This is a genomic window from Geobacillus sp. WSUCF-018B (assembly GCF_002809985.1).
Lineage (GTDB): Bacteria > Bacillota > Bacilli > Bacillales > Anoxybacillaceae > Geobacillus > Geobacillus thermophilus.
In genome coordinates, this window is the sequence record NZ_PIJF01000018.1 from 1 (window position 1) to 18725 (window position 18725).

The 18725-nt window shown below is 49.2% G+C and carries 12 protein-coding genes and 1 pseudogene; 12 read left to right on the forward strand and 1 reads right to left on the reverse strand.

The window, feature by feature from the left end; translation table 11 throughout:
- Positions 1-214: 214 nt before the first annotated feature.
- The 6 genes and pseudogenes from CV944_RS17590 to CV944_RS07410 all read left to right on the forward strand — a co-directional run bounded on the left by CV944_RS17590 (position 215) and on the right by CV944_RS07410 (position 5347).
- Positions 215-493 (forward strand): aldehyde dehydrogenase family protein, encoded by a 279-nt coding sequence (locus tag CV944_RS17590; RefSeq protein ID WP_369806428.1) that lies wholly within the window; start codon positions 215-217, stop codon positions 491-493.
- Positions 448-876, forward strand: a pseudogene (locus CV944_RS17595) (aldehyde dehydrogenase family protein); the annotation flags it as partial. The gene CV944_RS17590 and the pseudogene CV944_RS17595, both read left to right, overlap by 46 nt.
- A 453-nt stretch (positions 877-1329) precedes the next feature.
- Entirely contained in the window at positions 1330-2277 is a 948-nt protein-coding gene (locus tag CV944_RS07395; RefSeq protein ID WP_013145615.1) for an ABC transporter permease, read from the forward strand.
- Positions 2270-3220: an iron chelate uptake ABC transporter family permease subunit gene (locus tag CV944_RS07400; RefSeq protein ID WP_100663997.1), complete on the forward strand. Its 951-nt coding sequence runs from the start codon at positions 2270-2272 to the stop codon at positions 3218-3220. The genes CV944_RS07395 and CV944_RS07400 overlap by 8 nt, the downstream gene beginning before the upstream one ends.
- The gene (locus CV944_RS07405; protein WP_015374606.1) at positions 3214-3969 is read left to right on the forward strand and encodes an iron ABC transporter ATP-binding protein; all 756 of its coding nucleotides are present in this window, start codon (positions 3214-3216) and stop codon (positions 3967-3969) included. The genes CV944_RS07400 and CV944_RS07405 overlap by 7 nt, the downstream gene beginning before the upstream one ends.
- 418 nt (positions 3970-4387) lie before the next feature.
- The gene (locus CV944_RS07410) at positions 4388-5347 is read left to right on the forward strand and encodes a siderophore ABC transporter substrate-binding protein (RefSeq protein WP_033010120.1); all 960 of its coding nucleotides are present in this window, start codon (positions 4388-4390) and stop codon (positions 5345-5347) included.
- A gap of 38 nt (positions 5348-5385) precedes the next feature.
- On the opposite strand, the gene CV944_RS07415 is transcribed toward CV944_RS07410, so the two are convergent.
- On the reverse strand, positions 5386-6198 hold the full coding sequence (locus CV944_RS07415) for a coiled-coil domain-containing protein (protein ID WP_033010124.1): 813 nt from the start codon (positions 6196-6198) through the stop codon (positions 5386-5388).
- Positions 6199-6368: 170 nt separating this feature from the next.
- Between CV944_RS07415 and CV944_RS07420 the strand changes: the two genes are divergently transcribed.
- From CV944_RS07420 to CV944_RS07445, 6 genes are all read left to right on the forward strand, one after another.
- Positions 6369-10130 carry a bifunctional RecB family nuclease/DEAD/DEAH box helicase gene (locus CV944_RS07420; protein WP_100663998.1) on the forward strand — a complete coding sequence of 1254 codons (3762 nt, stop codon included), beginning with the start codon at positions 6369-6371 and terminating at the stop codon, positions 10128-10130.
- Positions 10131-10538: 408 nt separating this feature from the next.
- Positions 10539-12485, forward strand: coding sequence for a MotA/TolQ/ExbB proton channel family protein (locus tag CV944_RS07425; protein ID WP_100663999.1), 1947 nt, complete (start codon positions 10539-10541; stop codon positions 12483-12485).
- Positions 12482-13153: an OmpA/MotB family protein gene (locus CV944_RS07430; protein ID WP_100664000.1), complete on the forward strand. Its 672-nt coding sequence runs from the start codon at positions 12482-12484 to the stop codon at positions 13151-13153. The genes CV944_RS07425 and CV944_RS07430 overlap by 4 nt, the downstream gene beginning before the upstream one ends.
- A complete protein-coding gene (locus CV944_RS07435; protein WP_100664001.1) occupies positions 13150-14430 on the forward strand; it encodes a hypothetical protein in 1281 nt (426 codons plus the stop codon). The genes CV944_RS07430 and CV944_RS07435 overlap by 4 nt, the downstream gene beginning before the upstream one ends.
- A complete protein-coding gene (locus CV944_RS07440) occupies positions 14375-16999 on the forward strand; it encodes a DEAD/DEAH box helicase (RefSeq protein ID WP_100664002.1) in 2625 nt (874 codons plus the stop codon). Before CV944_RS07435 ends, CV944_RS07440 begins: the two co-directional genes overlap by 56 nt.
- A 226-nt stretch (positions 17000-17225) precedes the next feature.
- Positions 17226-18659, forward strand: coding sequence for a site-specific DNA-methyltransferase (locus CV944_RS07445; RefSeq protein WP_100664003.1), 1434 nt, complete (start codon positions 17226-17228; stop codon positions 18657-18659).
- Positions 18660-18725: the final 66 nt, after the last annotated feature.

Below are 18725 nucleotides of genomic sequence, written 5' to 3' on the forward strand. Positions count from 1 at the left end.
TCTTTGTGATTTGGCATCATATTTTCTCTCCGTTCCCCTATTTTCTCTTTGTATTTATTCGCCGTGGAACGGGAGAAAACCTTTATTTCAATTTATATATATTATAGTAGTGTTATGAACTTGTATTTTTCAGATCATGACCAGGGGCAAACATTTTTTCCAAGATCGTATGCAGCGATCACGTGAATGGAAAGGGGGAGAAGATATTATGAAGATGGGAACAGAAAAACAAACATACTTGAATTACATCAATGGCGAATGGATTCATTCCTCCACTGGAAAAATCGAAGCCAGCCTTAACCCAGCCAACATCGATGATATCGTCGGCTACGTTCAAGAGTCCGGAGTCGAGGATGTGAACGTTGCGGTTGAGGCGGCGCGAAGGGCGCAGGCGGCATGGCGGAAGCTGTCCGGCCCGAAACGCGGAGAGTATTTGTTCCGCGCGGAGGAATCGAAGAAGGGGCGACGCTCGTTTACGGAGGCCAACGTTTGACGGATGGGGAACGGGCAAAAGGGTTTTATGTGCAGCCGACCATCTTTGAAAACGTGTCGCCCGACATGACGATCGCTCGCGAGGAAATTTTCGGGCCGGTGTTGGCGTTAATCAAAGTGGATTCGCTGGAAGAAGCGCTTTCTCTCGCCAATGACACACCGTTTGGATTGAGCGCCTCGATTTTCACGCAAAATATCGGCAAGATGCTCGCGTTCATCCAAGACATCGAGGCCGGGCTCGTCCGGATTAATGAAGAAAGCGCAGGAGTCGAACTGCAAGCGCCGTTTGGCGGGATGAAGCAGTCGAGCTCCCACTCGCGTGAGCAAGGGCGGGCAGCCATCGAGTTTTTCACGGCGATTAAAACGGTGTTGGTCAAAGGATAAGAAATGGAGCAAAGTGCGCTGCCGTTTAGGCAGGGCGCTTTTTTTTAGCGTCAAGCCCATTGGTGAAGGCGACTGTCGGCGAGCAAACGGTTTGCTTACAAAAAAACGATGAAAAATATTGACAATGATAATTTTTATCAATTAAAATATGGTATGTGAAAATGATAATCCTTCTCTTTTTAGAGGTTTGGGTGGGAACATGGTTTTCAAAAGAATGGAGTGAGATGTGGTGGCCGCATGCGGACAGAATGGCTTGACTTGAAAAGAACAGCGATTGAGGAGATGACAGCCATCTTGGCGGTGCTGGTTGCTTCTCAACACAAGCAGAATTTATCTTTTTAATTAGGAAAGATAATCAATATCATAATTGCACCTGTAAAGCAATTGAGTCTGGACATGGCATCGTCATTCGACTTGTATGATGGGATAGAACGGGAGACAGGATGAGAAAACATGAAAAAATGGATGGTGCTTCTTGTTGTTTTGGCTGCGGCATCATTGTTTGTCGGTGTGCATGATTTATCGCCTCGCGAGCTGTTTGCCGGCGACCGTGAGGCGTGGGAAGTGTTTTTGATCAGTCGCTTGCCGAGGCTCATCAGCATTCTGATCGCCGGGTCAAGCGTGAGCATTTGCGGCTTGATCATGCAGCAGTTGAGCCAAAACCGATTTGTGTCGCCGACGACGGCGGGAACGATGGATTGGGCGCGGCTTGGCCTGTTGGTGTCCATGATTGCATTCGCTGCCGCAGGGCCGCTTGTGAAGGCGGCTATTGCCGTTGTGTTTGCGTTTGCGGGGACGCTGCTGTTTATGACGGTTTTGGATCGTGTGAAGTACAAAGATTCGATCTTTATTCCGCTCATCGGCTTGATGTTTGGCAATATTGTCGGTTCTGTCACGACGTTTTTGGCTTATAAATATGATTTGATTCAATCGATGTCCGCATGGATGCACGGCGATTTTTCCGTTATGATGCAAGGACGTTATGAAATGCTGTATGTGAGCGTTCCGCTCATGGCAATCGCTTATGTATACGCCAATCGGTTTACGATCGCCGGCATGGGGGAGGAGATGGCGACGAACTTAGGGGTTCGCTACCGTTCGATTGTCTACACCGGTCTCCTCATTGTCGCTGTTGTTTCTGCTGTTGAGGTGTTGACGGTTGGGACGCTGCCGTTTTTAGGGCTGATCGTTCCGAACATTGTCACGATGTATTATGGGGATCATTTGCGTAAAGTATTGCCGTTGACAGCCATATTTGGCGCTTTGTTTGTGCTAATTTGCGATGTATTTGGCCGAGTCGCCATTTATCCATACGAAATTCCGATCGGCTTGACGGTTGGAGTAATCGGAAGCGGTGTCTTTTTATATTTGCTCGTAAGGAGAACGAAGCAGTATGTCTAATCGGATGAAAGTGGTTGTGCTCGTGGTATTGGCGCTCGGATTGATCGTGCTGTTTTTGTTTGCACACTTGCGAGGGGAATTTGACTATGTGTTGCGCTCGCGGAGCGAAAAGATTGTCGCGATGGTGCTTGTCGGTTGGGCGGGGGCGGTTTCGACCGTCTTATTTCAGACAATGACCAATAATCGTATTTTAACTCCAAGCATTATTGGGCTTGATTCCGTTTATATGCTTGTACAAACTGCTGTGGTGTTTTTGTTCGGTTCGACGACGTTGACCATGATGGGCAACACCTTGCACTTTCTCTTGTCTGCTGGGTCGATGATCGGTTTTTCAGTTTTATTGTATTCGTTTTTGTTTCACCGTGAAGGGCAAAATTTATATTTCATCTTGCTTGTTGGGATGATTCTCGGTACGTTTTTCCAAAGTTTGACGTCTTTCATGCAATATTTGATTGACCCAAATGAATTTTCCATCATTCAAGATCGAATGTTTGCGAGCATCAACAATATAAAAACAGACTTGCTTTGGCCGGCAGGCCTGCTCATTGCGGCTGCGACATTGTATACATACCGTCATCTTCACGAGTTGGACGTGCTGTCGCTCGGCAAAGATCATGCGATCAATTTAGGCGTGGCGTATGAAACGGTCGTCAAACGGCTGCTGATGATTGTGGCGGTGTTGGTGTCGGTTTCGACCGCGCTTGTTGGTCCCATCATGTTTTTCGGATTGATAGTCGCCAATGTGGCGTATGCGTTTTTTCAAACGTATGAACATCGTTATTTGCTTGCAGGAGCGGCGCTGTTCGGCATCATCGCCCTCGTTGGCGGCCAGCTGGTAGTCGAGCGAGTGTTCACCTTTTCGACGACGTTGTCTGTCATTGTCAACATGGTCGGAGGCGTCTATTTTCTATACCTTTTGTTAAAGGAGCGAAAAGCATGGTAGAGGTGAAACAAGTATTGAAGCGATACGGCGGGAAGACCGTGATTGACCGTGTATCTTTATCTGTTCCGCGCCGCAAGCTCACATCGCTCATTGGCCCGAACGGGGCGGGGAAAAGCACGCTTTTGTCCATGATGAGCCGCTTAATTCCAAAAGATGGCGGGGAAATCTGGATTGAAGGAAAGGAAATTGCTCGTTATCGGACAGAAGAGTTGGCGAAAAAAATTTCCATTTTGAAGCAATCCAACCACATTGCGGCTCGCTTGACGGTACACGAATTGGTGTCGTTCGGTCGCTTTCCGTATTCGCGCGGCCGCTTGACGCGCCAAGATCGCGACTATGTGCGTGAGGCGATCCGCTATATGGAGCTGGAGCCATTGCAAGACCGCTATATGGACGAGTTGAGCGGCGGACAGCGGCAGAGAGCTTATATCGCGATGGTGTTGGCGCAAGATACGGATTATATTTTCTTGGACGAGCCGTTGAACAATTTGGATATGAAACACGCCGTGCAAATGATGAAAGTGTTGCGCAAGCTGGTCGATGAGCTTGGCAAAACGATCGTGATGGTGATGCACGATATTAACTTTGCCTCCTGTTACTCCGATTATATGGTCGCGTTAAAAGATGGAGCGGTCGTCTGTGAAGGGGATGTTTCATCGATCATGAGCGATGAAGTGCTTCGCGGCATTTATGATTTGGATGTGCGCGTGCAGACGATTGAAAATCGGCGCATCTGTGTGTATTTTTAGCAATTTCCCATGAGAAAGCGTCCATCTTGACTAGTGAAAAAGCGGGCTGTGGAAGCCTATGGGCATGCTTGGTGAAGAGCTCCGTCTCAGATTCAAACATGGGACGGGGAGACGCGATCAAAGTCAAGTATATGAAGAAGATTCCAATTAAGTAAAAAATGGGCTCTTCACCAAGAGTTGTACTTGATTTTTTCTGAACATACCCTATTTACGCTTGTGTGGGGAAATCAGCAAATCAGTGATTTTTGCATATCCTTGTGCAGGAAACCGTATTGCTTGTCAAGTACATGTTGTGATGAAGAGTCAAAAAATGGTTGAGCCGGCTTTCATGTTGACATCGGCAAGAAAGGGCGCCCCTTGTCGAGTGAATACGAAAGCCGTCAACATATAATTTGAATTTCCAAAGGGGGTATAGCCAATGAAACAGCGTTGGCTGATGGTAGTGGTTGCTTTGCTTCTTGTCGTACTGGTTGCTTGCGGCAATAAGGAGAATGCAAGCAACGGAGCGAGTGGGAAGAATGACGAGAAGAAAACGGAACAGGCCGAGGAAATGACGATCAAGCACCAGCTTGGAGAGGCGAAAGTCAAGAAAAATCCAGAGAAAGTGGTTGTCTTTGATTTTGGAGTGCTGGACACCCTTGATAAACTAGGGGTGAAGGTGACAGCTTTGCCCCAGATGAACGTGCCGAAATACTTGGAGAAATATAAAAGCAGCGACTACCAAAACGTCGGCAGCTTGATGGAGCCGGATTTTGAAAAATTGAGCGAAATCAAGCCGGATGTCATTTTTATTTCCGGTCGTCAAGCAAATTTGTATGACAAGTTGAAAGAGATTGGCCCAACCGTGTATATAGGGATTGACACTCAACATTATTGGGATTCATTTACAAACAATATGAAGCTGATCGGGCAAATGTTTGGCAAAGAAAAAGAAGTAGATGAGGAACTGGCCAATATTGAAAAACAAATCGAAGAAGTGAAGACAAAGGCTGCAGACAAAAAAGCGCTGATCATTTTGACGACCGGTGGGAAAGTGAGTGCGTACGGCAAAGGTTCGCGCTTTGGGCTCATCCATGATGTGCTCGGCGTGCCAGCCGCAGACCCGAATTTGAAAGTGACGAATCCTCATGGACAAAGCGTATCATTTGAGTACATTGCCGAGAAAAACCCGGATTACTTGTTTGTCATTGACCGCGACGCCGTTGTAGAAGGAAAGCCGACAGCGAAGCAAACGATTGAAAATGCACTTGTGAAAAAGACGAAAGCATATCAAAACGGCCACATTGTCTACTTGGATCCAAATTATTGGTATCTCTCAGGCGGCGGATTGACGTCGGTGTCGGAAATGATCAAACAGGTGGAAGAAGGATTGAAATAAAAGGACAGGCGGGCTTAGGCGGCCCGCCTGCTTTATCGTCATAAAATGATATTCTTAATTTTGTAGATTTCCCGTTCGTGTTCGATGACTTTGTTCGAGAGGAAGGTGATGTCAAGTTTGATGTTGTTCAGCTGTTCATTGAATGATTGGGCATGGGAATCGACTTTTTTCTCTAAGGAGTCGAGTCTTTGGTGGATGGAAGAAACTTCACCGTGAAGTTTGTGCACGTCCATCGCGAGGGCGTCGAGTGCGGCGTCGGTTTCATCCTGGCGGTGAAGCAGGGCAGACATCAGATCATACAGTTCTTTTTGGCCGGCTTTGATATGGGCTTGTTCTTCTTCTAACCGCTTTTGGCCTTCAAGGAGAGCTTGCTGGATCCGCCGGAATTCTTCTTGCTCTTTGCGCATTTCCTGCTGTTCTCTACGGATCTCCTGCTGTTCTTTTCGCATTTCTTGTTGTTCTCTTCGGATTTCCTGTTGTTCTTTTCGGATTTCTTGTTGTTCTCTTCGGATCTCCTGTTGCTCTTTCCGCATTTCCTGTTGTTCTCTTCGGATCTCCTGCTGTTCTTTTCGCATTTCTTGTTGTTCTCTTCGGATCTCCTGTTGCTCTTTCCGTATTTCTTGTTGTTCTCTACGGATCTCCTGCTGTTCTTTTCGCATTTCTTGTTGTTCTCTTCGGATTTCCTGCTGCTCTTTTCGCATTTCTTGTTGTTCTCTTCGGATTTCCTGCTGCTCTTTTCGCATTTCTTGTTGTTCCGCTTCCAGCCGTTTGTGGCTTTCGACGAGGAGGTGCAGCGTGTTCTCGATATGACCAAGGCGGTTGAACAGTTGCAAGAGGATCTCTTCGCTCATGGTTGGCCCCTCTTTCATTCTAATTTCCTTCATTATAGCACATATGTTCTTGTCGGACAAGCACGAATGGTGTATATAGGAAAGCGTACAAACATATGATACAATGGATAAACAAACTGACAAATCTCAGTGCGGGCATCGGCCAGTACGTTTTAGAAAGGGATCGATGTATGCTTTACGTTTCTCCTGCCAAAATCGCAAGCTATTTTTATCACGAGTGCGAGCGGAATTTTTATTTTCAGTCGTTGGCGAAAGAACGGCGCAGCGAGCTCGATGTGCCGGAAGAGCTGTTTGAGCAGCCTGCGGTTCATGAGAGCGTGCTGCGCCGAGGGGTTGAGTGGGAAGAGGAAGTGATTACGACCTATTTGGCCGGCCAAGTGAAGATGGGAGAGCGAGATCCTGGCGCACCGATTTCCCACTGCTATTTGGATGGAGAGGAGACGATCCGCGAGCTGAAGCAGCCGAGCAAGCGCTATTTATACCAGCCGACATTGATCGCGCCGCCGCGCTTTTACGAACGGTACGGGTTGGATCGGGACGACATCCATTTTGCGGCGTGTCGTCCGGATTTGATTGAGTGCATTCCGGGGCAAAACGGCTTTGTGTTCCGCATCATCGACATCAAATCATCAGATGTGTTAAAGATTTCCCACCGCGTGCAAACGGCGCTGTACGCGTTGATGTTGTCCTCGGTGTTAGAGGAGCACGGTGTTAAGGGCAGCGTCGATTTGCGCGAAGCCGGGATATGGACGTACAAAACCGAGCAGCCGCAGCTGACAGATATCGGACAGCTGCTTCCGTTTCTTGAGCAGTTTTTGGCTAGCGAATTGACGGCGCTGGCTGGGAAGCAACTTGATGAGCTGTTTTGGCATTTGGATTATCGCTGTGAATGGTGCCCGTTCTATGATTACTGTTTCGACAAAGCGCGGAAACAGTCGCATATTTCCCTCGTTCCGTACTTATCGAGTCATGCGTCCCGCTTTATCCGCGAGCGGCAGCTTCCGGAGACGATCGATGAGTTTCGCCAACTTCTTGAGCGTCAAGAAACGAGACACGTCCTAAAACAAAACGCTGGATTGGCGCGTCAACTTCGGCGGCTTGAAGCGCAGCTTGAGGCGATTGCGGAGGAAAAGGTCGTTCCGTATGACCAGGCGGTGACGCATATGCCGATATGGGAAGACATCCGTCTGATTCTCACCGCGCAACGCGATCCGTTGACGGGGAAGATTGCGGCGGCATCGTTGTACCGTGTTGGTGGAACAGATGTGTTTGGAACGGGATCGGAAATGCATCATGTTATTGCTGGTTCTCTGGAAGAATGCGACGCGGTCGGCCGAACGTTTGCCGATGCGCTGGACCGCCTGCTTCAGACGGTGCACGATTACAACAGGGAGCGAGAGTGGCGGTCGCAAAAATCGGTGCAGGTGTATGTCATCGACAACTATGAATGGGACAATGTGCAGCAGCTACTTCAAGCGCTTTTGTTCGATCCAGACTATAACGAAAAAGCTGTTCGGCTGCTGTCGTATTTTCATAGCAGCTCACTAGCAAGTGCCAGCGACCACCCAAGCGAAATGGTTCCGCTTCCTGTCGTTGTGCTGACAACGGCTGTGAGCCAGCTGTTCGCCTTGCCGGCGCATGTCGCGTACCGTCTTGAAGACTTGTCGCGGTATATTGCGGCCTACCATGATTCGCCGTTTCTGTACTCGGCGAGCGAGCGCTTTTCGTTCCGCTTGACAAACGCCATGAAACTGGATGTGCTGCACGACGCCTGGCAAACAGGGGACACGGAAACACGGCAAGCGGTCGAGAAGGAGCTGAGCCGCCGCCTTTGGGCTGCTCACAGCATCATTCAAGGCATCCGTGCGTGGGCCGAGAGCGTCCATCCTTCGCCGCTTATGGTCTGGCCGGAAAAATTTGCGTTTCCTCATTCGGCTGATTACCGTGATCCGCTTGTGTCCAAGCTGGCGTTTATGGCGCGCTATGAGGCGCTATTAAACTACTTGGATATTCGCCAAAAGCGCCTGCTTCCGCTTTCGGAGCGGCTTGAGAACGGAGTGACGCTTCATGTCACGTACCTTGGCGGCGATCGGTTCCGATTGAACAACCGCCAGGCGCTTGAAACGATCGATCTAAAGGCGAGCTGGCTTTTGACGGAGTGCAATGAGGAAGGAGAAAAGGCGCAACAGACGTTTCCAGATTATAAGTATTCCAGCGAATGGAAGCCGCCCCAATGGGCCAATGTCTATTTTGTCCGCATTCGCGCCATCGAAGATAATGGCAAGACAGCTGAACTCAAGCTCGAGTTGCCCAAATGGCTCGACCGGTTCCCGCTTGTGGAAGGAGAGGAGTATCGGCTGTCGATCCGGCATGCCGATTTTACCACCCGGCGCGTCTTGCAGGCGTTGCAACAGTTGGACGAGGACAATCATCGCATCTTGGACTTGATTCGCGATCCGATTCGCTATCGGAAAACGTTTCGTCCCAACTGGGATGCAGAGGAAGTCAAGGCGCTTCTCCGCCGAAGCGGGTTGACAAAAAGCCAGCGTCAGGCGTTTCTCCACTTTCTCCGTCATACGTTGACGCTCGTCTGGGGGCCGCCTGGCACCGGGAAAACGCATTTTATTGCCGTTGCTCTTCGGTTGCTGATGGAAATGTATGAAAAACGGGGGCGAAGGCTTGCCATTCTTGTTTCGGGTTTCACCCATGCGGCGATCGAAAACGTTCTGCGCAAAATTCAGGAGCTTGCGCCGCGGCGCAGCGTCCATATCGCGAAACTTGGTGAGATTCAGACGGAAAACGCCAAAGGAATCGCCGAGGTGGCGGACCGTGACCTTCCCCGATGGCTGGGCAACGGCGGGCATCGGGTGCTTGGCGCTACGCTGTACGGCATTCAAAGGGCGTATGAAAAAGGCTGTCTAGAAGAGTTTGACGTCGTCATTCTGGATGAGGCGTCGCAAATCCGCGTGGCCGATTCACTGTTGGCGTTGCGCCATGTCAAAAAAGCAGGCAGGCTGCTTATCGTCGGCGACCATTTCCAGCTGCCGCCAATCATTCAAGGGACGTATGCGGCCGCGGAAGGGGAACCGCACTTGTTCGACTCGATTTTCCGCCTGCTGTTTGACGCGGATGTGGAGAAGCGGTATACCCGCCAACTGACGGACAATTTCCGCATGAACGAGGCGCTTTGCCGCTACCCGGCCGAGCGGATTTATGGACGTGACTATACAGCGTTCAACCGCCAAATTGCCGAGCAAACATTGGCGCTCGCCGCCGCTCCGCCTGCCGATGAATGGGTGGAAGCGGCGATCGACCCCGATTATCCGCTTGTTGTTTGCGTTTATGATGGTGCGCACGGCACGCAAGAAAATGAGGCCGAAGCGCGCTGGGTGGCCAACATAACGAGGGTGCTTCGGGAACGGCTCCTTGATGGTGATGGAAAACGGTATGATGACACGCCGGATGGCGATCAAGCGTTTTGGCGCCACGGGCTGTTTATCATCTCGCCACATCGGGCGCAAATCCGCGCCATTCGCCGTGAGCTTGAACGCCAAGAATTGCGCCCGCCGTTTTTCGTCGATACGGTTGATAAAATGCAAGGGCAAGAGGCGGATGCGGCGATCATTAGCTACGGCGTCGCCGACCCTGAACTGGCTGTGATGGAAGGGGAGTTCATCTACAGTTTGAACCGCCTCAACGTTTCGCTTACACGGGCGCGGAAAAAGACGATCCTCTTCCTCTCGCGCCAACTGATGTCGCCGCCGCTTCAGGTGATCGGCAACGAGGAATACCGTGAAGGAGTCAACTTTATGGTTGGGCTTGAGCAGTACGCTTTACGTCATGGGGAAGCGCAAACGTTTATGGTCGACGGTGTTGCGCTGCAAATGTACCGAGTCAGTCGTCCGAAGATGGAAAACATGGACACTCTATGAAGCTGCTGAGTTTGACAGGAAAAAAGGATGAATCAAGGCGCTGTTCAACTTGAGAAATTCTTTGATGCATCCGAGAATCCCCCATTTTCTTACTCAAAAACCGCATAAGCAGTCACCATCCGCCATGCCGCCTTCTCCGTTTGTTGGCTCGTTTTGTTTTCTGTGCCGGAGGAGGGAGGGCATGGCGATTTTTTTTGGACGGCCAAGTCATCTATATAATTGTTATTTTGTTACATATTGCCGATAGGTCGTAACGCCTGTAAAATGATTTTGTAAGAATCGGAGAGAAGAACGCTTTTTGCCATTCCAGTGAATAATCAGATGAACAGCGAAGGGGACGAATGGAACGGATTGGATTTTTCTTAGCAACAGATGACTTTACACAATAGAAAGCGCGGGTGAGGGACGTTGTATACCGTTTTTGAGACGTTGTTTTCCTTGATTAACAAAATCGGAAATGAAGGTTTTACTGATTTGTTTCTTTATTTTCAGTTTAGTTTGTTTTTGGTGATGGCTGTTTGGCAGTTTGTCCGCATTCAAAGGGAGATTGCGGTGATGAACCAGTTGAAGCCAAAGCTTTTGGAATTAAACCGTCCTTTAGATGGAAGCGTCTACGAGATTGATCAGGCCATTCACAATCTTTTTGCCCAAGTGAAAAAGTCGAAATATAAAGAACTTTGGGAGCGGTATTATAATCGCGTATCGCAGAAAAATGAGGATGAGCGCATTAATGTAGAGCCGTTTTTTGGATTTGATGTGATGTACCATCATATGGGCTACCGAACATTGATGGACATGGGGGCGAGCATTCACGTCAGTCTCGGTGTTCTTGGCACTTTCGTTGGTCTCTCAGTAGGATTGGCTCAATTGCATGTCAGTGATACAGAAATGTTGCGGTCTGGAATTGATAGTTTAATAAATGGGATGAAAGTCGCCTTTTACACTTCTGTATGGGGCGTGTTGCTTTCTTTAATATGGACGATGTTCGACCGCTGGATCAGTGGCGTGCTTGAGCGCAATATCGACTGGCATTCCGAGCGGCTTGACTTTTTGCTTAGCACCGATGATGAGGAGCTGTTTCTTAACCGTTTAGAAAAGTTATCACGCCACCAGGCTGACCATCTGAAGACGCTGCTGACTGATGCGCTTGAAAGGGCGATGCAGCCGATCGCTCTATCGCTTCAGCAGTCGCACGGCAGCCTGCAGCAAGCGTTCGGTCAGCTTCATGACCAGTTCGCCCAGCTGCATGAAGGGATGGAGACGCAGGCGAAGCTGCTTGAGTCGCAAATTGAGTTGACAAAAAGTACAAGCGCCGATGTGACGAGTCGGCTTGTTGATGAGATTACAGGCGGGACACAACAGTCGATTGGAAAGTTTAGAGAGTTTGTCCAACAATCGCAAGTGCTTCACTCAGAAATGATGAAAACGATTGAGTCATTCACAAGCCGTTTTGCTTATACGGAAGAGCGACAGGCGATGACGCTTGAGCGGACGGAAAAAATGTTTGCGCAGTTTGAAAAGATGGCTGGAGAACTTGAGCTGATGAAGGACAGCTATCAAAAAACGGCAGGCATAATGAACGGATTAGGAGAAACGTTTTATCAGTTGCAGCAGCTGACAAAAGACCATCTCCCAGTCCAACAAGAAGTGATGCGGAGCAACCAGTTGCTCGCTCAAAAATACGACGATCTGGTGGATCGTTTTACCCACTTTAATGCGCAGGTCGAAACGCATTACAGCCAGTTGCTCGAACAGCTTGTTCATGCTGCATCTTCCCTTTCCGCGTCCTTTCAAACGATGGCGAACAAGTTTGAGGAGTCTCTCCGCATTCAAAAAGAATCGCTGCATGATTCGCAGCAGCTGCTCGGCGATGTCCAGTCGGCTGTGGCTGCGCTGTCCCCGCTCGTTTCCGAATTGCGCGAAACGTTCAATCGCGTTCGGGAGCTGAAGGAGCAGCTGCTTAAAATGCAGGAAGCGCAAAAACAGCTTCTTCCAGAGCTTGTGCAGCTGCGTGCGCAGACAAATGAAACGGTGGAGGAAGCATTACAAACGACGAAAGTGTACATGAATGAGATGACAGAGCAAATCGCGACGCTGCAGCAAAACTGGGCGATGACGAAAGAACAGTTGGCGAAGATTACAGAAGCCCTTCATCTTTCAATGAAAGATTTTGCGGAGAACATTGACAGCGGTCTGAGCAAAACGTATCAACACTTTGATGAGACGTTGACAAAAGCCGTTCAGGAAGTGAGCGGGCTCGTTTATCAGTTCAGTGAAGTTCAGAGCGATTTCATTGAGAATATGGAAGACTTAGTCGATCATCTGGATAAATGGAAAGCAGGGGCTTCAACATGAAATATCGGAGACGGACGGAAGTTAATTATTGGATGTCCTATGCGGATTTAATGAGCGCCATGTTGATGGTGTTTGCCTTGTTGTTGATGTTTGTCATCCTTGACTACCGTGAATTGTTAGAAGAGAAAGAAAAACAAATTGAAGAGGTTGTCAGCGTCAAAACGGAGATCATTCGGGCTTTAACAGAAGCGTTTAAGAAGTCGAATCTAGCCATTGAGATTGATCAGCAAACAGGAGCCATCCGCTTTCCCGGCAGCGTTTTGTTTGAATCGAACTCGGCGGAAATTTCTCCGGAGGGGAAGGCGTTTTTGCAACAATTTATTCCTAAGTATATGGGGATTTTATTGCAGGATCGGTTTAAAGATGAAATTTCAAGCATCATTATCGAAGGGCATACCGACCGAAATGGGACGTACATGTACAACATGTCTTTGTCACAGCGACGGGCATACGCCGTTTTAGAATATATTTATAGCAAAGAGTTTCCGAATTTTAAAGAGCGGGAGCTGTCGAAAAAGTACATTACCGCAAATGGCCGGAGCTTCAGCAATCCGCTGACGGATGAAAACGGCAAGTATGATCCTGACCGATCACGCCGGGTTGAATTTTTATTCCGTCTTAAGGACGATGAAGCAATTAAAGCCATTGAAAAGTTGGTGAACGAATGAAGTATGAGTATGAACCAGTATTGCTGAAACGATGGCTGCGCGAAGTGCGTCCACCTCTTTTGGGGAAAACAATGGAAAACAGCAATGAGAAATATCGGGGCGTGCTTGAACGGTTGTCGGACCAGTTTGCAGGGCTAGTCGATGCACCGGCTTCGGCATTCGAACAATGGGTCAAACAGTTGTCGAGGCGGGAAAAGCTTCTTTTGCCAAACTTATATAAAAAAGAGCTTCCGGAAGAGATGAAAAAAGCGATGATTGATGTGATCCAGCAACACGTTCGGCATGAGCGCCGCCTTTTTCGTGTGTTGGTCGATGTGGTGTATGAAACATGTGATTTGGATGAAATTTGGAAGCTTTTACGCTATGCTTATGCCTCTCATATCGAAAAAATTGAAAAAAGAATGGAAAAAGAAAAGAGCGAAAAATGGCGGCGTTATTTGTCAAGCAAAGACCCGATTGTATATTTGGCGACGACGGCATATGAAAGCGAGAAAGGCATTTTAGAGGAATTGGAGACGTTTTATTTAACGAAAAATTTCCCGTTGTTTAAACTCGTGCTGATGGAAATTTTCCAGCTGGCCGATGAATCGTTTTTTCTCAAAGAACAAGAGTTGTACCGGGATATGTTTGTTTCTTCGACAAATGAGCAGCAACAAAAAATGGCGAACGCATTGATCAAAAAGTGCAAACTGAATCATGTCAAGCCGCTCGGAAGATTGATATTTGAAAAGTTGCAAACGTATCACAGAAAACCAATGCTATGGAGATATGTCGGGGAAAAGGAAAAGCGGCGGTTTGCCCAGTGGATTATGAAGCTGGAGATGAAGGACTTTTTCGGCGGTGTGAATAAAAATCATGAGCGGTTTCAATATTGGGAAAAGTTTATTCCAAATCTAGAGGATGTCGTTGTGACGGATGAACGCACGACGTTGATTATGTATTTTCGTGACGTTGTCATTATGGAAGTGCTCGGAACTGGGGCGGTTTATATTTACCGCGCCGACGTATTCCAACGCCATTTTCAGCCAAAAATCGACCGGATGCTCGCCGAACGCGAGCGGTTTGCCAACAAGACGTGGCGAAAAGTGCGGGAAGTGAAACGAACCGAGCTGATGGATAGAGATTTGACAATTCCAGGCGGCTGGCTGCGCCATAACGGTGGGTGGCAATGGAAATTTGATGAATGGCTTCGCCGCGAACTCGGCTGGGAGGTAAGAAGGGATGTTCTTCTTCAAAAAGAAACGGAAAATGATGAAGGCAGTTTTGACGCCGAATGAGGATGGGATTCATTTTTCGTTTCAGTTGCATGACGGCAAAACCGTCGCCGAACTGAAGCTGCCTATGGCCAAAGAAGACATCGAAAAATATTACAAAGTGCAAGGATTTCAGCAGTATGTCGCTTGGGAGGAGCTTTACGACTCGGGCGTCCTTGTCGATTCGACTTTGCCGTACAGCGAGTATTATGAATTGCTTAAAGACGAAAGTGCCAAAGAAGTGCTCCAACATTTAGGGCTTCCCGTTGTCGAGGAGCACGTGAGCGGAAAGCTCTCACTTCGTTCGTTGCCGCATGAAGCGGACTTAGTTTTGCAACTGTTTGATGCAGGCGGGCGCAACTTAGATCGGGTTGGGAAGCAGGCCGGGGCGATTTATGTGCTGCCAGACCGTCTCATGCTGCTCCCGGAACGCGTATATCGGCTGAAACAAGCGCTTTTGGGATCGTACGAATCAGGATATGAAAAAATCGGCATTTGCCAACAGCTGGCCAACGAAGCAGGAATTGAACTTGAACACTTTTTACAAAACGAAACGTATCACGTCGTTGATGCGTACGATATAGACGTTGCTGTGCACCGCCATGACCATATCGAGCTTGTCGTTAAAGGACGAAATGAGGAGGAAACCCGCCATCTTCAACGACTGCAACGGGTCAGCAGCATAAAAAAAGGCCATGGGCGCAGCCGTTTCGTCAGCACGGAGCAGGTTCATGCTGATATGATGCATTTGCAGCAAAAACGGCATATTACGGGAGAAGAAGTGCCGCTGTTTTTGGAAAATCCGGCGGCCGTCTTGCCTGAGCATGATTATTTATTTGATTTGGACCAGTTTTCAGAACGTGTCCGCGGCCTTATCCCGATTGAACGGGTTCGCCCTTTTTTTCATGAGCGGACCGGAATGCAATGGTTTGATGAGGAGAGCGGGCATACTGTTCCGTACGATGAGACGTTATTGCGCGAACTGATGGAAAAATATCCGGATCAGCAATATGTCGAATACAACGGCAAATGGATTTACCTAGATCCTTTATTGCGCCGGAAGTTGCTGCAGCTGCCGAAAGACGCCGATGAAGCGTTGAAGCGCCGGTATATTCTTGATATTAAAGATAACGAAGAACAACTTGAATACAAGATGGACAGCGCCCAAGGGGCACCATGCCGGCGCTATCCGGTTCCATCCGGGCTGCAAGCGGAGCTTTTTCCGCATCAAATCGAAGGCTTTGAGTGGCTCTGTCACTTGGCAGAGCAAGAAAGGGGCGGCCTGCTTGCCGATGATATGGGGCTTGGAAAAACAATTCAGGTCATTGCGTTTTTGTTGCATCAAAAAGCAAATGGGCGGTTGAAGCCGACGTTGATCGTCCTGCCGATAGCCCTTATTGAGAACTGGGTGGCGGAAATCGAAAAGTTTGCCCCAAGCTTGTTGGACGGTTTATATATTCATAAAGGAAGAGGGCGGCTCGCTTCGTCGCAGTTCATTTCACAGTTTGATATCGTTTTGACAAGCTATGACACGCTCAAAACGGACCAGCTTCTGTTGGGGAAAATTGAATTTCAGGCGATTATTTGCGATGAGGCGCAAAACATTAAATCTCATACTAGCCAGCGCTCACGCGCCATTCGCGCCATGCAAGGACGTTTCCGTTTAGCGATGACCGGCACGCCGGTCGAAAATAGTTTAGACGAACTTTGGGCGATTATGGACTTTGTCCAGCCTGGTGCTTTAGGCTCTCTAAAAGAATTTCGCTTCCGCTATGCAGAAACGTCGGACTATGATGCGTTGCTTGTGGCCCTACAACCGTACTATTTGCGCCGCACGAAGCAACAAATTCTCGATGGCCGTTTGCCTAAAAAACACCTTGTTCCGCCGATTTATGTTGAAGCTTCACCCATACAGAAGGAAATTGCCCGGTCAATGTTGGCCACAAAAGAGATGGGTCAGGTCGCCATTTTGAATATGATTACGAGACTTCGTCAACTGTACGGCCATCCCGGTGCGGTCATTCCGAAATATGAACAGCTCTCTTATCAAGAAGTGCCGAAGCTGAAAGAAACGATGCATATCATTGAAACGATTCGGCAAAAGGGAGAGAAAGTGCTCATCTTTACTGAATTTCGCAAACTGCACTCTCTTTTAAAACGAATCTTTATGGAGACATACGGCATTTCTGTTCCAGTGATTGATGGCGATGCGAAAAATCGGCAATTGATTGTCCGGCGCTTTAACGAAATGCAAGGCTTTGGCATTATGATTTTATCCCCAAAAGCGGCCGGCGTCGGCTTGACGATCACAAGTGCCAACCATGTGATTCATTACACACGATGGTGGAATCCAGCGGTCGAAAATCAAGCAACTGACCGTGCATATCGCATCGGCCAGCAAAAGGACGTGTATGTCTACCATATTATTACGAGGGACAGTTCCCACTTTCCGCAGGGGACAGTAGAGGAATTGATGCATGAATTGCTTGAAAGCAAGCGCCATTTAGCCGAAAATGTCATTATTCCGTTTAATATGAGCGAGATCCAGCAAGCGGTCGCTGAGAAGGTGGTGGGGCGAAGACAGCTTGTGTAAAGAGCCGTTTTCGTGTCCGATCGGCGGATTCTCTTGTCTGACAAGGGAATCGCTCCGTATGAAACGTTCTACGCTCCGCTTCCGTTTGCAGGAGGCGGGGATATTTTTTAGCTAAGAGTTGTGGCAGGAAAACGGTTTGCCATGGCGAAATATTGGAAATACGATCTCTTTTTCGTGGACAAAAAACGTTGCGGACAAGATGGCGGAGGGGGAGGGAGGGCGTGCCATGGCAAACGTCGGCGGGAGAAGACCGGTGTCGGATGCAAGGCTTGAGGCGATCAAAAAGCTCTTTCCGGAAGCGGTTTTAGATGGGGGCATCGATTGGGAGTTGCTGAAGAAAGTGTTTGGCGGTCACGAACGGCAGGAAGCATATGAGTTCACGTGGCCGGGGAAGGCGGAGGCGAGGCGGCTCGCTGAGCTGCCTGCGTCCGGAGTATTGCGGCCGGATCAGGCAGCGAGCAAACAGTGGGAGACGACGAACAATTGGTATATTGAAGGGGATAACTTAGAGGCGTTAAAGCTGTTGCGAGCAACGCATGCAGGAACCATTCAAATGATTTACATCGACCCGCCGTACAATACCGGAAAAGTGCTCACGTACAAAGACAATTGGCGCAAGGGGAAAGCCGTTGTTCCTAGCGGAATCCAGGAAGAAGCGCGCGCTCATGCCGGCTGGCTCAACATGATGTACCCGCGCCTTTTGGTGGCGCGGGAGCTGTTGGCGGAGACAGGGGCGATGTTTATTTCCATTGATGATACAGAACAGGCGAATTTGAAAAAGATGTGCGATGAACTGTTTGGCGAGCGAAATTTTGTCGCCACGTTCATTTGGCAGCGGGCGTTTTCGCCTGTGAACATGAACAAGTTCGCTTCGCGCAACCATGACTTCATCCTCTGTTACGCGAAAAATATCGACCGTTTAGCTTGGTACGGCTTGCCGCGCCATCCGGAAGCGGATGGGCGGTATGCCAATCCGGACAACGACCCGCGCGGGCCGTGGACGTCAGGAGATTTGTCGGTCGGTCCGCCGATTCCGGAAAAAATTTATGACATCGTGACGCCAGGCGGCCGGGTCGTTTCGCCGCCGAACGGGTATTGTTGGCGGGTGACAAAGGAGCGCTTCGCCGAGCTGGCGGCGGACAACCGCATTTGGTTTGGCAAAGACGGCAACGGGGTGCCGCGCCTGAAGCGGTTTTTAAGCGAAGTGAAGCCGACGGTGACACCGCTTACGATTTGGACGCATGATGAGGTGTCCCATTCGCAGGAGGCGAAAAAAGAGCTGAAGGAGCTGTTCGATGGGCTGGCGGTGATGGATTACCCGAAGCCGGTGAAGCTCATTCAGCGCATGGTGGCGTTGACAACGAAGGACAATGACATCATCCTCGACTTTTTTTCTGGCTCGGCGACAACAGCCCATGCCGTCATGCAGCAAAACGCTGAAGACGGCGGCCGGCGGTCGTTTATAATGGTGCAGCTTCCCGAGCCGCTTGCGGAAACGTCCGAGGCGTATCGGGTGGGGTTTCGGACGATTTGCGACATTGGCCGCGAGCGCATCCGCCGCGCGGGGGAGAAAATCGTCCGTGAAACGGGAAAGACAGAGCTTGATATTGGCTTTCGCGTGTTTCGGTTCGAGAAGAAATCGAAGCAGCCCGCTCGCTAGGCGGACGGGCTACTTCTCGATTCGACTGATGAAAAGCGCTTTGGTAAAGCAGGCGTTGCGTCTATG